The 13,972-nt window shown below is 57.8% G+C and carries 14 protein-coding genes; 10 read left to right on the top strand and 4 right to left on the bottom strand.

Annotation, left to right across the window (positions count from 1 at the left end; genetic code table 11):
• Nucleotides 1-9: 9 nt before the first annotated feature.
• Both ACZ46I_RS08105 and nikR read left to right on the top strand, forming a co-directional pair.
• Complete coding sequence (locus ACZ46I_RS08105) at nt 10-2,010, top strand: PAS domain S-box protein (RefSeq protein WP_464280473.1); 2,001 nt, start codon at nt 10-12, stop codon at nt 2,008-2,010.
• Nucleotides 2,007-2,435 (top strand): nickel-responsive transcriptional regulator NikR, encoded by a 429-nt coding sequence (nikR, locus tag ACZ46I_RS08100; RefSeq protein WP_013506436.1) that lies wholly within the window; start codon nt 2,007-2,009, stop codon nt 2,433-2,435. The genes ACZ46I_RS08105 and nikR overlap by 4 nt, the downstream gene beginning before the upstream one ends.
• A gap of 203 nt (nt 2,436-2,638) precedes the next feature.
• Here the strand turns inward: nikR and ACZ46I_RS08095 are convergent, their stop codons facing one another.
• Nucleotides 2,639-3,709 (bottom strand): LptF/LptG family permease, encoded by a 1,071-nt coding sequence (locus ACZ46I_RS08095; protein WP_013506437.1) that lies wholly within the window; start codon nt 3,707-3,709, stop codon nt 2,639-2,641.
• Nucleotides 3,706-4,734 (bottom strand): LptF/LptG family permease, encoded by a 1,029-nt coding sequence (locus ACZ46I_RS08090; RefSeq protein WP_013506438.1) that lies wholly within the window; start codon nt 4,732-4,734, stop codon nt 3,706-3,708. The genes ACZ46I_RS08095 and ACZ46I_RS08090 overlap by 4 nt, the downstream gene beginning before the upstream one ends.
• 118 nt (nt 4,735-4,852) lie before the next feature.
• On the opposite strand from ACZ46I_RS08090, the gene aroC reads away from it, so the two are divergent.
• The 5 genes from aroC to aroQ are packed head-to-tail and all read left to right on the top strand — an operon-like array spanning nt 4,853 to nt 9,731.
• Nucleotides 4,853-6,022, top strand: coding sequence for a chorismate synthase (gene aroC / locus ACZ46I_RS08085; protein WP_464280472.1), 1,170 nt, complete (start codon nt 4,853-4,855; stop codon nt 6,020-6,022).
• A 44-nt stretch (nt 6,023-6,066) separates the two neighbouring features.
• Nucleotides 6,067-6,573 carry a shikimate kinase gene (locus ACZ46I_RS08080; RefSeq protein ID WP_013506440.1) on the top strand — a complete coding sequence of 169 codons (507 nt, stop codon included), beginning with the start codon at nt 6,067-6,069 and terminating at the stop codon, nt 6,571-6,573.
• On the top strand, nt 6,570-7,634 hold the full coding sequence (gene aroB, locus ACZ46I_RS08075; RefSeq protein ID WP_464280471.1) for a 3-dehydroquinate synthase: 1,065 nt from the start codon (nt 6,570-6,572) through the stop codon (nt 7,632-7,634). The genes ACZ46I_RS08080 and aroB overlap by 4 nt, the downstream gene beginning before the upstream one ends.
• On the top strand, nt 7,627-9,294 hold the full coding sequence (locus ACZ46I_RS08070) for a tetratricopeptide repeat protein (protein ID WP_464280470.1): 1,668 nt from the start codon (nt 7,627-7,629) through the stop codon (nt 9,292-9,294). The genes aroB and ACZ46I_RS08070 overlap by 8 nt, the downstream gene beginning before the upstream one ends.
• A gap of 2 nt (nt 9,295-9,296) precedes the next feature.
• A complete protein-coding gene (gene aroQ / locus ACZ46I_RS08065; RefSeq protein ID WP_226507784.1) occupies nt 9,297-9,731 on the top strand; it encodes a type II 3-dehydroquinate dehydratase in 435 nt (144 codons plus the stop codon).
• A 52-nt stretch (nt 9,732-9,783) separates the two neighbouring features.
• On the opposite strand, the gene mqnC is transcribed toward aroQ, so the two are convergent.
• Nucleotides 9,784-10,875 carry a cyclic dehypoxanthinyl futalosine synthase gene (gene mqnC, locus ACZ46I_RS08060; protein ID WP_226507785.1) on the bottom strand — a complete coding sequence of 364 codons (1,092 nt, stop codon included), beginning with the start codon at nt 10,873-10,875 and terminating at the stop codon, nt 9,784-9,786.
• Nucleotides 10,876-11,049: 174 nt separating this feature from the next.
• Between mqnC and ACZ46I_RS08055 the strand changes: the two genes are divergently transcribed.
• The 3 genes from ACZ46I_RS08055 to ACZ46I_RS08045 all read left to right on the top strand — a co-directional run bounded on the left by ACZ46I_RS08055 (nt 11,050) and on the right by ACZ46I_RS08045 (nt 13,365).
• On the top strand, nt 11,050-11,223 hold the full coding sequence (locus tag ACZ46I_RS08055) for a (2Fe-2S)-binding protein (RefSeq protein ID WP_013506445.1): 174 nt from the start codon (nt 11,050-11,052) through the stop codon (nt 11,221-11,223).
• Between the two features lie 73 nt (nt 11,224-11,296).
• Nucleotides 11,297-12,613, top strand: coding sequence for a putative DNA modification/repair radical SAM protein (locus tag ACZ46I_RS08050; RefSeq protein WP_464280469.1), 1,317 nt, complete (start codon nt 11,297-11,299; stop codon nt 12,611-12,613).
• On the top strand, nt 12,610-13,365 hold the full coding sequence (locus ACZ46I_RS08045) for a TIGR03915 family putative DNA repair protein (RefSeq protein WP_464280468.1): 756 nt from the start codon (nt 12,610-12,612) through the stop codon (nt 13,363-13,365). The genes ACZ46I_RS08050 and ACZ46I_RS08045 overlap by 4 nt, the downstream gene beginning before the upstream one ends.
• A 127-nt stretch (nt 13,366-13,492) precedes the next feature.
• On the opposite strand, the gene ACZ46I_RS08040 is transcribed toward ACZ46I_RS08045, so the two are convergent.
• Complete coding sequence (locus ACZ46I_RS08040) at nt 13,493-13,939, bottom strand: universal stress protein (protein ID WP_013506448.1); 447 nt, start codon at nt 13,937-13,939, stop codon at nt 13,493-13,495.
• Nucleotides 13,940-13,972: the final 33 nt, after the last annotated feature.

Here is a 13,972-nt window from a genome sequence, read left to right as displayed (position 1 = left end):
AGGAGCTCCATGCACATACTGCTGGTCGATGACTCCAGGACCATAATCGCCATTATCGAGGAGATGGTCAGCGAACTCGGTGAACCCACGGTGTTTCACGGGCACCTGGATCCCCTTGAGGCGCTTCAGTGGTGCCAGAACCATGACGTGGATCTGCTGCTGGTGGATTACATGATGCCCGCTATGAATGGCCTGGAGTTCCTGCGCCATTTTCGCCAGCTGCCTGCCAAGGAGCAGATTCCCGCACTGATGATTACGGCCAATCTCGACCCGCAGGTGCGCTATGAAGCGCTGCAGGACGGCGTAAACGACTTCCTCAACAAGCCCCTGGATGAGATAGAGTTCAAGGCCCGCATCCGCAACATGCTGCAGCTGCGACGCCACCAGATATTCATGGCCGATCAGCAGGAGAAGGAGATCCGACGTGAGCGCGAACGTCTGCGGGTTGCACAGCGGGTCGCCCAGCTTGGAAGCTGGGAGATGGATGCCTCCAGCGGTGACATCTGGCTCAGCGCCGAACACGGTCACCTTCTGGGACACTGCGACTGCCAGAGCAGTGGCTGCTCCATGCCCCTGAACGATTACATTGACCGCTACGTGGACCCCCTTGACCAGAGCATGGTCCGCGAAACCTGCCGCAACGCCCTGAGCCAGCTCTCCTGCCAGAGCCTCTCCAGCCTATCCTTTGAGTTCCGCGTCAACACGGCCAATGATACCAGGCGTACTTTCTGGCTCTATGCCACACCAATGGAGCAGCAGGAAGGCGAAAACCTCACCCGCCTCTTCGGCATTGTCCAGGACATCAGCCAGCGCAAAGAACGCGAATCCCAGCTGCGCAAACTCTCCCTGGCAGTGGAGCAGAGTGCCAGCACGGTGATGATCACCGACACCGATGGTAACATTGAATATGTCAACCCCCGCTTCACCGAGGCCACTGGGTACACCTTTGCCGAAGTGCAGGGCAAAAATCCACGACTGCTCAAACCTGAGGGCGTGTGCAGCAGCCACTACAAAGCCCTGTGGGAGAACATCACCGCCGGCCGTCAGTGGCTTGGCGAGCTGCGCAACCGCCGCAAAGACGGCAGCTGTTACTGGCAGCTGGCCTCGATTTTCCCTCTGCTGGACGATAATGGAACCATAACCCACTATGTTGGCATCGGCGAAGATATCACTGCCCAGAAGTCCCTGGAGGAAAGCCTGCGTGCCCTGAACCGCGACCTGGAGGAAAAGGTTCAGGAAGAGACCCGGAAGCGCCTGCAGCAACAGGCACTGCTCCTGCAGGAGTCCCGGGTTCTGGCCATGGGGGAAATGATCGGCGCCATTGCCCACCACTGGCGACAGCCCCTGAATACCGTCGGCCTGATGGTTCAGAAGATGCAGATCGACTACGAGTCCAGCGAACTCAGCTCCGAAACCATGGCAAGATTCGTACGGGAGACCATGATGACCCTCCAGACCATGTCGCGGGTCATTGATGAGTTTCGCGATATTTTTGAACCCGACTGCTCCCTGGAGCAGTTCTCACTTGAAAGCACTCTGTCAAGCGCCCTGAAAGTGGTTCGGGCCCAGATGGACAACAACCACATTCAGGTGGGCGTGGACAAACCCTCCCAGGACATCTGGATCAGAGGTTATCCCAAAGAGTTTCAGCAGGTGCTGCTGAGTGTGCTTGGGAACGCCAAGGATGCCATTGTCCTCTCAGGAGCCACCAGGGGTCGCATCCACATCCAGGTAAACCTGCAGAATCAGCAGGTGGTGCTGTCGATCCACGACAATGGTGGCGGCATTAACCCCGCCATCATGGACAGAATTTTTGAGCCCTACTTCACCACCAAGGAGCGGGGACGTGGCAGCGGTATCATTACCGGTACCGGCATCGGCCTGTTCATGTCAAAAATGATCATCGAAGAGAAAATGCAGGGAAAACTCAGCGCATCCAACATCGACGGCGGCGCCTGTTTTGAGATTGTCCTTCCCCTACCGACACCACCTCGCGAGGAGCACACATGAGCAATCTGGTACGCTTTGGCATCTCCCTGGATCGTGACCTGCTGGAAACCTTTGACGAACGCATCCGCAAGAAAAAATACACCAATCGATCCGAAGCGATCCGGGATCTCATCCGCGAAGACCTGCTGCGCCAGGACTGGCGGGAAGGTGAAACCGTAGCCGCCGCCATCACCATGGTGTACGATCACCACCAGCGAGGCCTGGTCGCCAGCCTCATGGACATTCAGCACGACTACCACCACGCCATCATCTCCAGCCAGCATGTTCACCTCGACCACCACAACTGCCTGGAAATTATCGTCGCCAAAGGCACCGCGGAAGTTCTGGAAGAGCTCCATGGACGCCTGAAAGCGCAAAAGGGCGTTTTCCACGTGGGGCTGGCCATCGCTTCTGCCATGGACGACGAAGGCGAGCATCACCACTGACCGCAGCCCTTGCCCTGTTTGCCCTGCGGGGGAATGGGCGGCTCTCGCTTCGGTTCTGCAATACAGCAAGCTTTGCGTAAGATCCTGCCTTGCTCTTTTCCCCTTCACTTTCGTGTTTTTGATGCGTTTTGTGGTCTTCGCTCTTCCTGCATTGTCTTGGACTCTTGCACGGCCTGCCTGTTGCGCCTACCGCCAGCAGCCGCTCAGACAATATTGCGGTGGCGGCTGTAAAGAAAGACAAAGAGTCCCAGGAAGACGCCGTTGGCGATAAACGGTGCGATGTAGGGAGAGATGGCATCGCCTTTGCCGAGGGTCATGGCCAGTGAATCCACTATGAAGTACACCATGGCCACCAGCAGGCCCACGGTCACCGAAAAGATCTTACCCGACTTGCGTTCGCCCGTGACGCCCAGGGGTATGGCCACCAGGCTCAGGACAATGATGGCCAGTGAGTAGGAGACCCGCCGCAGCAATTCTGAGACATAGAGATGGGAGGGGTGACCGGCTTCGCGCAGGATGGCAATATCGCTGGCCAGCTCACGGGAGCTGTACTCCTCCAGGGGCTTGATGGATGCCTTGGTGCTCTCCATGATACCGGTAAACTCAACCTGATGCTCCGGCAGGCGGCTCACCTGCTGGGTCATGAAGTTGCGTATCACCACACCCTCCAGATGAATGCGCCCCTCCTGCAGGCTGCCGTGGTCGGCACTGACATACTCCTGAATCATCCCTTCCCGCACCGTGTAAATCTCCACCCCCAGCAGCAGGTTGTTCTCCATGTTAAAACGGCGGATGCGCGCAAAACTCGTTCCGTCATAGTTGCGTACCCACAGGTTCCCGGCAATGATCGCCGAGGGAGGTCTCTGCTGGCGCGCTTCGTACTTCTGCAGGGCATCCACTTCCGGCTTGATATGCTGGAAGACCTGTTCGCCCAGCAGAAAATGCGCGCCAGCAGCGCAGGAGACAAAGACGAGAACCGGCAGGGAGATTTTCTTCAGGGAAATCCCAGCCGAAAGCATGATTTTCATCTCGTTATTCACGCCAATGGTGGTGATATACATGACCGTGGCAATCAGCATGATTGCCGGCGTGAGGTGATACAGGCCTATCAGCAGCGTCGCCCCCACGTAGTAGGCAATCTGCAGGCTTGAAAGGTGCGCAAAATCATCAAGGTTACCGATGATATCCACCACACCGTACAGAGCCACCAGCACCGCCATGGCCAGAAAGATGATGTGCAGGTACTGGCGGAAGGTATAGAGAAGCAGGGTCACAGGATATTCCTCCGGAAACGGAAATAGACGAAAACGGTAACGGCTGCCATGACCCCCGGGCCGATCCACTCTACCTGCTGGGGCGCGATCAGGCCGGCATCCATACTGTGCACGCCAATGGCCCGGATAAGGTAAAAGGCCAGCACCACCATGAGGCTGGTCAGTACGCTGGCTCCCTTGCCGGAGCGCCCTCCGCGTGCTCCCAGCATGAACCCGAGGACACCGAACAGCAGGGTGGACACTGAGAGCGCGTAGCGTTTGTGTATTTCCAGGATGGCTTTGGAACCCTTGAGCTGGCGCAGCTGCTCCACCGACATCATGGAGTAGCTCAGGCGCAGCGAGTCCACTGCGGTTTCCAGTGGAATTTCGTGTACGGCGAAGCGAGTGAAACTCTGGCCCTGACGCGCATCGACAATGGTACCATCGCGCAGCAGCAGCACCATGGACTCATCCCCCTGCACCAGCGAGCCACTGCGGGCACTGAGCACCAGGTCGCCCTGGGCAACCATGACGTCGTGGAATCCCTCACGGCCAAGGTGATAATAGAAGAGTGTCGTGTCCCCCAGCTTATTAAAGACACCGGGCAGAATCACGCGGTAGGAGACATTCTCCGCCATATCCGCATAGACATGCTGAATCTGTTTGGAGGCCAGAGGGGCCAGAACAAAGCTGTTGGCTATGGCGATTCCGGTGATGACGGTCGAGGCGAAGAGGATCACCTTCATGATGCCAAAAGGGGAGATGCCCGCTGAATAGAGAATCACCATCTCATTGGAGCGGTTCAGGGCCGAGGAGAGGGCCATGGCGGCGATCAGTGCGCTGACCGGAATGGTGATAAAAGCAGTGGAAGGCAGGGAGAGAAGAGTCAGCTGCGCCAGGCTCATCAGGCTGATACCCTTTTCCAGGGTGGAGCTTCCCATACGGATAAGGGAGTTGGAAGCCATGATCAGGGAGAGCGAGGCCAGAGCGGCAAAAAAGTAAAAAAAACACTCCCGCAGGAGGTAACGCTGCCAGGTGGAAAGCATAGGGTTCAGTATGTCCTGTGTCGGGATTTCCGTGTTCCGGTCAAAGGATATTTGCGTTGCCCGAAACCGCGCCTTATGTAAAAATAGAGAAAAACCGAGCAAATGAGAAGGAAAATCTATGCGCTATATCACCGCCGGCGAATCCCATGGTCGCGGCCTCTTTGCCATCGTGGAGAATTTCCCCGCAGGGCTTTCCATCGACGCCGAATATATCAACACGGACCTCAGAAGACGCCAGATGGGATACGGGCGCGGTGGTCGCATGAAAATCGAAACCGATGCCGTGGAGTTTCTCAGTGGCGTCCGGTGGGGAAAAACCTTCGGATCTCCCATTACCATGGCTGTCTGGAACCGTGACAACAAGAACTGGCAATCCATGATGTCTCCACTGGCCTCCGAAGAGAACCCCGAAGCCAGAGTACGCCATCCGCGCCCTGGCCACGCCGATCTTGGTGGCTGCCTCAAGCGCAACATGCACGACGTACGCAATATCCTGGAGCGCTCCAGTGCCCGTGAAACCGCCATCCGGGTTGCCCTGGGCGGACTGTGCCGCAGACTGCTGGAACACTTCGGCGTAAGCATCCAGAGCCATGTATGCTCCATCGGCGCCATTGAGTCACAGGTGAAGGCCACGGATATCGACGACCTCACCAGCATCAGCGCCCGCGCCGATCAGAGCATCGTTCGCTTCCTCCACACCTCCCAGGATGACGAAGCCCGCGAATACATCGACACCATCCGCCGCCAGGGCAACACACTGGGTGGCGTCATCGAAATCATTGTCACCGGAGTGGTTCCCGGCCTGGGCGACTATGCCTCCTATGGCGACAAGCTGGATGGACGCATCGGACAGGCCCTGCTGGGCATGCAGGCCATCAAGGGCGTGGAAATCGGCATCGGCTTCGAGGCAGCCCGCCGTCCGGGCTCGGAAGTCCATGACGAAATTTTTTTCGATCAACAGCAGCACCGCTTCTATCGCGGCACCAATCGCGCCGGGGGCATTGAAGGGGGGATGAGTAACGGAATGCCCATGGTCATCCGCGTGGCCAAAAAACCCATTCCCACCCTCTATACGCCCCTGAAAAGCATTGACATTGACACAAAAGAGCCCTACGAAGCTACCATTGAACGTTCTGACACCACGGCAGTGCCGGCGGCTTCTGTCATCACCGAAGCGATCTGCGCCACCGTCATCGCCCAGGCGTATATGGAAAAATTCGGCCACGACAGCCTGGAGGAGATGCTGCGCAACTTCAACGGCTACCAGGAACAGCTTCGCCACTTTTAGCAGACAACAGACGAGGGCTTTTGAGGCCTGCCAGAGGAGCATCAATGCAGCGACATATCATTCTCAGCGGCTTTATGGGTTCGGGCAAGAGCACCGTGGGACGTATCCTCTCGCGCAGACTTTCCCTGCCATTTCATGACGTTGATGATGTGATCGAAAAGCAAACGGGCATGAAAATCATGGACATTTTCAGCCAGCACTCCGAAGCCTACTTCCGTGAGCTGGAGACCCGCGTACTCCGGGATATCCTGGCCACGCCTCCCTCGGTAATCGCCACGGGAGGAGGGACGCTGATGGAACCGGAAAACCTCACCCTCTCCAAGCAGCAGGGCGTGCTCTTCTACCTCAGCGCTTCCGCAAAAACCCTCCATGAACGGGTACGTCACTCCCAGCACCGCCCGCTGGTGAAAAAGCACTCCTCCCTTGAAGCGTTCGCCCGCCTGCTGGAAGCCCGCATCCCCTTCTACAAGAAGTGCGACTACATCATTGATGCCGACAACATGAGCCCCGATGAAGTGGCCACCTACATCCAGGAGATACTGACCCCATGAAGCAGATCACGCTGCAGGTCCCCATCGGCGCCACTGCGGCCACCTCCTATCCCATTCGCATTGATGACCGATTCTGTCTGCCCGAGGGCATCGGCAAGCGCCGCACCTACATCATCACGCAGCCACGGATACTGGAGCTCTGGGGCAATCAGCTGCTTGAACACAGCGGTCTGCAGCCCACAGCCACCTACTGTATGGGCGACGGCGAAGAGCACAAATCCCTGGACACCTTCGCAGCCATCCAGGAGTGGCTGCTGGAAAACGGTGCCAATCGCTCATCGCTGCTTATCGCCTTCGGCGGCGGTGTGGTGGGCGATATGACCGGCTTTGTGGCAGCCACCTTCATGCGTGGCATCGACTTCATCCAGATACCCACAACGCTGCTCAGTCAGGTGGACTCCAGTGTCGGCGGCAAAACCGGTGTCAACCTGACAGGGGGAAAGAACATGGTAGGGGCCTTCCACCAGCCCGTCCATGTCGCTATCAACACCGACACTCTCACCACCCTCGACAGCCGCAACTACGCTGCCGGCATAGCCGAAGTGATCAAGTACGGCTTCGCCATGGATGCAGAACTCTTTGACAGCCTGTGCCGCCAACGTGCCGCTTTGAAGGCACGCAATCCGGAAGTGCTCTCAGAAATCATCCGCCACTGCTGCCTCATAAAATCCCACATCGTCTCCCAGGATGAACGGGAAACCGGCCTGCGGGCGGTCCTCAATTTTGGCCATACCATCGGCCATATTGTGGAAAAGTGGGGCAACTACCAGAGCCATCTCCACGGCGAAGCCGTTGCTATCGGCATGGTGGCCGCCGCCCGCCTGTCAGAGCAACTCCTTGGGCTTGATCCCAAAAGCACCCGTCGTCTGGTGGAACTGCTGGAATTTTTTGATCTGCCCGTATCACTGCCCTTGCCTTTTGATATTATAAATCAGTACATTGGTTCCGATAAGAAAAGCACCGACACCGCAATACGGTTTGTTCTCGTGCCCGCCACCGGGCAATGGGAATTCGTGGACATCCCTCTGCCCTTCGCCCTCCAGGAGTACATCAGTGAGTGAAAAGCCAAAAAAAAAGCAGCTGGAAGAAAAGGTAAGAATTCTCACCAAGGCTCTCTCCAAAGATCCCAAGTCGCGGCTCTTTGTGCCCCTGGCGGTCGCGTACCTTGACCTGGAAAGGCCGAAGGAAGCGGAAGAAGTCTGCCGCGAAGGCATCAACCACTATCGGGACTACTACCAGGCCTATACCGTCCTGGCCCTGTCACTGATTCGGCAGAACCGTAACGAAGAGGCAAAAAAGGCTTTACAGGAGACAGTGGGACACACCCGCGGCAATATCAAGGCCACCCGGCTGCTCTCTTCGCTCTACGAAGAAGAAGGCGACTACGACCAGGCCATTGAGTGCCTGCAGCAGATTTTACCGTACTGCACCGCTGAAGAGCGCACAAAACTTGAAGATAAAATTCGTCTGATGAAGACCAACCGGGAACAGCAGAAAAACGCTGCTGCCGAAGCGGAGGCGGAAGCCGACGACGTCCTGGACTTCCTGGAGTCAGATGACGAGCCCGGCGCCGGGGAACCCGCAGACGAAGATTCCGCGGCAGAAACAGCCCAGGCATTCAACGAAGAGACTCCGGAAGAAGCGCCCGCCTACAGCGCTGACGAGGCTTCCCGGGAGGAATATGAAAACCTCGGCGACCAGATCACCGATGCGGAACTGGAGCAACAGGAACGCGAAGCCGAGGCAGAGGGCAACACCATCGTCCTCGAAGATGAGGACAGTGACTTCTCATCGGCCTTTGGCGCAGACGCCCTCATGGGCGACATGGATGCCCCCGTGGAAGACGAGGAGGAGACCGACGAAGACCTCGAGGATATCCTGGGCGATCTGGACAGCGATTCCGTCCAGCCAACCCTGCCCACGGAGCCAGTCGAAGTCGAAGTCCCCGAGCCCGCTGAACCCACCGGCAGCCTGGAAGAGGAGCTGAGCGCCCTGGACACGGAAGAAATCAGCGCGGCTGAAAGCCCTGACGATGAACCTGAAAGCTTTGAACTGGACGAAGAGGTGCCCCTCACAGGTGACGACTTCGACGTTGAGGGAGAAGATCTTGAGGATATTCTCTCCCTGCAGCCTGAACAGGAGGCAGTGGAGGAGCACCAGCCTGACATACCTGCATCTGAGCCAGAGCCGGAACCCGAGTCCATGGCACCCCACAGCAGCATGCCGATTCCACCGGCCACTCCCCCCGCTGAAGGCGTTGAAAAGTATCTGGGCATTCCCGACGACATCTGGAACAGTTCCCTGGAAGAAGTTGCCCGGGATATGGATGATATTATCGACCTGGGACGGGAAGTCCTCGATGTCAAGGATATTCGGGCCGATGAGCAGCTCTACAAGGAGTACGCCCAATCACTGGGTCTCGACGAGGAAACAGACACTCAGCAGGCCAGGCAGCACGGCGAGCATATCACCATCGATGGTGTTGACTACATGCCCACGGCTACCCTGGCGCGGGTTTTTGAAGGGCAGGGCTTTCCCGAGAAGGCGCTGCAGGTCTACCGCCACATGGATGCCGATCAGTACGCCGAGGAAATTGCCGCCCTGGAACAGCTGATCGCCAGAAATGAGAATGACCTCAAGCGCTACGACCTGCATCGCTCCATGGAAGCCATCCAGGCTTTCCGAAAAAAACTGCAGGTGCTGGAACAGGAAGGAAAGTGACCATGCATATCGCCGTGATCCATGGCCCGAATTTGAATATGCTCGGAATCCGTGAGCCGCAGACCTACGGAACCATGACCATCGCCGACATCAACGCCATGATCGCCACCAAAGCCACCGAGCTCGGCATCAGTACCCAGTGCTTCCAGAGCAACCACGAAGGGGAGCTGATCGATTTTATTCACCGCCAGCATGGCACCGCTGACGCCATTATCATCAATCCCGGCGGGCTGACCCACACCTCTGTCGCGTTGCGGGACGCCCTGCTCAGCGTCAGCATTCCCTATGTGGAAGTCCACCTCTCCAACGTCTACAGCCGGGAGCCCTTCCGCCACCACTCCTACCTCAGCGACAAGGCCAAAGCCGTCATCAGTGGAGCTGGCCATCGCGGCTACCTCTACGCCCTGGACGCTCTTTCAGTGACACAGAGCAGCTGAACGGCACCTCAACACTGCCACCCTTACACTGCCAGAGGTACTCCCGGGTATTTTACACAGTGTGCCGGCGCAGTGGCTCGTAGAAAACATTGCGTTCCAGCGCCACATAACCGGCGCTGCTGATGGTATGCACCAGCTCCTCCAGGCTCATGCGGAAAGAGACACCCGCACTCTTGACCACATTCTCCTCCAGCATCAGGCTGCCGAAGTCATTGGCCCCGAAGCGCAGGGCCACCTGGGCCACCTTGGCACCCTGGGTCACCCAGCTCACCTGCAGATTGTCAAAATTATCAAGGTAAATACGGCACAGAGCCAGCACCCGAAGGTAGTCATAGCTGGTCAGTTTCCTGAGGCTGGCCCCCTGGGTACGGGCCAGCTCGGTGTGATCCGGCTGATATGTCCAGGGAATAAAAGCGGTGAAACCACCCGTCTCATCCTGGGCTTCCCGCAACATATCCAGGTGCTCGACCAACTCCTCGGGGCTCTCGCCGGCACCGAACATCATGGTGGCGGTGGTACGCAGCCCCTCGCGGTGAGCCTCTTTCATGATATCAATCCACTGCCTGCCGCGTATCTTGTTGGGAGAGATGCGCTGGCGCACGCGATCGGCCAGAATTTCCGCACCACCACCGGGAATGGAACCAAGGCCGGCGACAATCAGGCGCCGCAGGCACTCCTGCACACTGAGAGCACTGAGGGTGGCGATATGGTGGATTTCGGGAGCGCCAAAGGCATGGATATTGACTTCGGGGAAGTCCTCCTTGATCTGTCGCAGCATCAGTTCATAATCTTCGATGGTCTTCGAGGGATGCAGCCCTCCCTGCAGCAGGATCTGCCGCCCCCCCACCTCGACCGTCTGGCGGATCTTCTCCCGGAAGGCTTCACGGTCAAGCCAGTAGGCATCCGCGCTGTCCTCATCGCGGTAGAAGGCGCAGAAGGTGCACTTGCAGGTGCAGATATTGGAGTAGTTGATATTGCGGTCGATGATAAAGGTCACGACGCCGGGATCGGTCTTGCGGTTGCGCAGACTGTTGGCGACGGCTCCCAGCTCCAGCAGATCGCCGTGCTGGAGAAGCTCCAGGGCCTCAGTGCGGCTGACGCGCTGTCCATTCAATACGTTGGCATATATGGCATCCAGTGACATGGGGAATTCCTCGGAGTAATGTTCCGGCGAAGCGCCAACGCTTATGCTACTGGGAATACGTCGGGAATTCAAGCCAATGACTGCCACAGGTGCTTTTTCATCAACATTTCTTGACACGGCAACGCGAATCATTGTATGCAGCACCTGTGAAACCTCAGTAACAAGGAGCGCACTATGTCTGAAACCATTTGCCACTGCATGGACGTTGATCGTGATACCATCGTCGAAGCCATCAAGAGCCAGAGCCTGAGCACTGTTGAAGATGTCCAGGAAGCCACATCGGCCGGAACAGGCTGCGGAGGCTGCATTCCTGAAATCGAAGCCATTCTGGATGAAATCAACGGCTAAACATGTACAGGTCGGCAAGGCTGGTTTATTATAAACCAGCCTTTTTTTTATTGTTTCCTCTGGCAGGTGAGTGGTGGATCTGGCACGCAAACTGGAAGTTCTCAGTAACTCGGCGAAGTATGACGCCTCCTGCTCATCCAGTGGCAGCTCGCGGCAGTCACCCCGCCATGGCACTGGCGCCGCCGTGCCCAGCGGCGTCTGCCACTCCTGGAGTGCCGATGGACGCTGCGTTTCCCTGCTCAAGGTTCTCTACACCAATCTGTGCATCTACGACTGCGCCTACTGCCTGAGCCGTCGCAGCAACGACATTGAGCGCGCCTCCTTTACCCCCAATGAGCTGGCCCGCCTCACCATGGATTTCTACCGCCGCAACTTTATCGAGGGCCTCTTCCTCAGTTCGGCGGTTGCCGTCAGCCCCGATCACACCATGGAGCGCATGCTGCGTGTCCTGGAACTGCTGCGCTGGCGACACCACTTCGGAGGCTACATTCACCTCAAACTCATCCCCGGAGCCAGTGAGACGCTGATACAGAAGGCCTCACTGCTGGCCGACCGCCTCAGCTCCAATATCGAACTGCCCAGCAGCGGAAGCCTGGCCCGTCTGGCTCCCCAGAAAGACAAGGCACGACTTCTCGCTCCCATGCGTCAGGTGAAACAGCTGGTTCAGCAGGGGCAGGACGAAGCCCGGCACCTGCGCCATGCCCCCCGGCACCACCGCGCTGGCATGACCACCCAGATGATCGTAGGTGCCAGCGATGACTCCGACCACACTATACTGACCCTTTCCGAAAACCTCTATGGCTCCATGGGTCTGAAGCGGGTTTACTACTCCGCCTATGTGCCACTCAACCAGGACAGCCTCCTGCCTCCCCTCACTCAGGAGCCGCCCCTGCTGCGTGAACACCGCCTCTATCAGGCCGACTGGCTGCTGCGCTTCTACGGGTTCCGCGCCGCTGAACTCCTCTCCAGGGATATCCCCAACCTGGACACCCGCTTTGACCCTAAACTCTTCTGGGCCCTGCATCACCTGGAGTCCTTTCCACTGCATGTGGAGAGTGCCAGCTACGAGGAGCTGCTGCGGGTGCCGGGAATCGGCGTGCGCGGCGCCAGACAGTTGGTAACCGCCCGACGACAGTGCCGGCTGCGCGAGGAGGATTTAAAGAAGCTGGGGATTGTGATGAAGCGCGCGCGCTTCTTCCTCTGCCTTGGCGGGCGTTACCTGGGAAACAGTGCCGACCTGACCCGCGAATCCCTGCTGGAAAGTCTGCTGAGCCGGAAACAGCAGCGCGCACGGGCAAAGTTCGCCGGCGCTCCAGCCCTCTTTGATGAACCGGATCTGTTCGACCCGTCCACGGACATTCGCCTCAGCGCCCTGAGTGGTGAGCTGTGAATATACTGCAGTATGATGGCACCTTTGAAGGGCTGCTGAGTATAGTGGCTGCGAGTATGGAAGAAAGCGATGCGCCCGACGCCATTGAGGCCCGACGCCCCTGGCAGGCAGAAGCTGCGCCCGTGCTTTTCGGTGAAGTACGGTACGTGGAAACCGATGATGAACGCGCGCAAAACCTCATCGGACAGTTGCGCCTGCAGCCGGACGGTTTGCTGCGCTCCATCGGCTGCGCCTTTCTCAGCGAAGATGATGGTATAGAACTGAGCATACTGCGCCTGATCCGACAGCGCCTCTTCCAGGCAAAGGCGCCAGCTCACCGTCTGCGAGACCCCAACCTGGCCGCCATCGAAGAGAGCGCCCGCCGTACCATACGCGAGCGCCACCGCATGCTGGGGCTGGTACGCTTTCAAAAACTCAGGAATGGAATCTTCTGGAGCCGGATCAGGCCGCGTCACAACATCCTGCCCCTGCTGGGGGAGCACTTTCGAAGGCGCATGGGCAATGACGAGTGGGTAATTACCGATCAGCAGCGCACCAGCGCGCTGTGGTTTCAGCAGGGCAGGCTGGAGTATGCTCCGCTCACGGAGCTGGAGCACCTTCCGCAGATGCACCGTGAAGAGGAATTCATTCAGGATCTGTGGCGTCGATACTTCGACCAGATAGCCATCGCCGAACGGGCCAACCCCAGCCTGCAGCGCTCCTTCCTGCCCCGGCGTTACCGCAGCGCCCTGGTGGAGCTGGGATTCACGTGACCGTCTGGCCAGTGTTCTCGTCAAACCATCTGCTACCACACCATGGGAAGTTCCATTTCAAAAAGAGATGCCTTGTCCCTTTTGAGCAGCAGTAAGTCCCCCAAAATGCTCACGGAAAAGTCCGGGATTACTCGCTGGTGAACTTCAGGGTCAGCACCGGGCAGGTGGCCTTGCGCACGACTTTTTCCGTCACGCTGCCGATAAGGATGCTGTCCAGGCCACTGTAGCCGTGGGAAGCCATGATGATCAGATCTATATGCTTCTTTTTGGCGTACTCGCAGATAGCCAGGTAGGGATTGCCCTCTTCCACCACGGTCTTGATGGTGACAGGGGACTGGTCGTACTTCTGCACCACTTCCCTGAGGTTTTTCTCCACCTGCTGGTGCACGGAGTCCACGATGTTCTCCAGATCCAGCACGTTCATATAGGTATTGGTATAGAAGGAGCCATTGACGACGCTGAGGACCGTCAGTTCGGCGCCGTACTTCTGGGCCATCTCCACTGCGTAGTCCAGTGCCTGCAGGGAAAAGTCACTCATGTCCACGGGGGCGAGAATGCGCTTGAAATCTACCATGGGATCCTCCAGTTACAGTATTTCTTTCAGTAT

The sequence above is a fragment of the Desulfurispirillum alkaliphilum genome (assembly GCF_055378285.1).
Note: the sequence above shows the minus strand (reverse complement) of the source record. Positions and strands in the feature narration are given on the sequence as shown.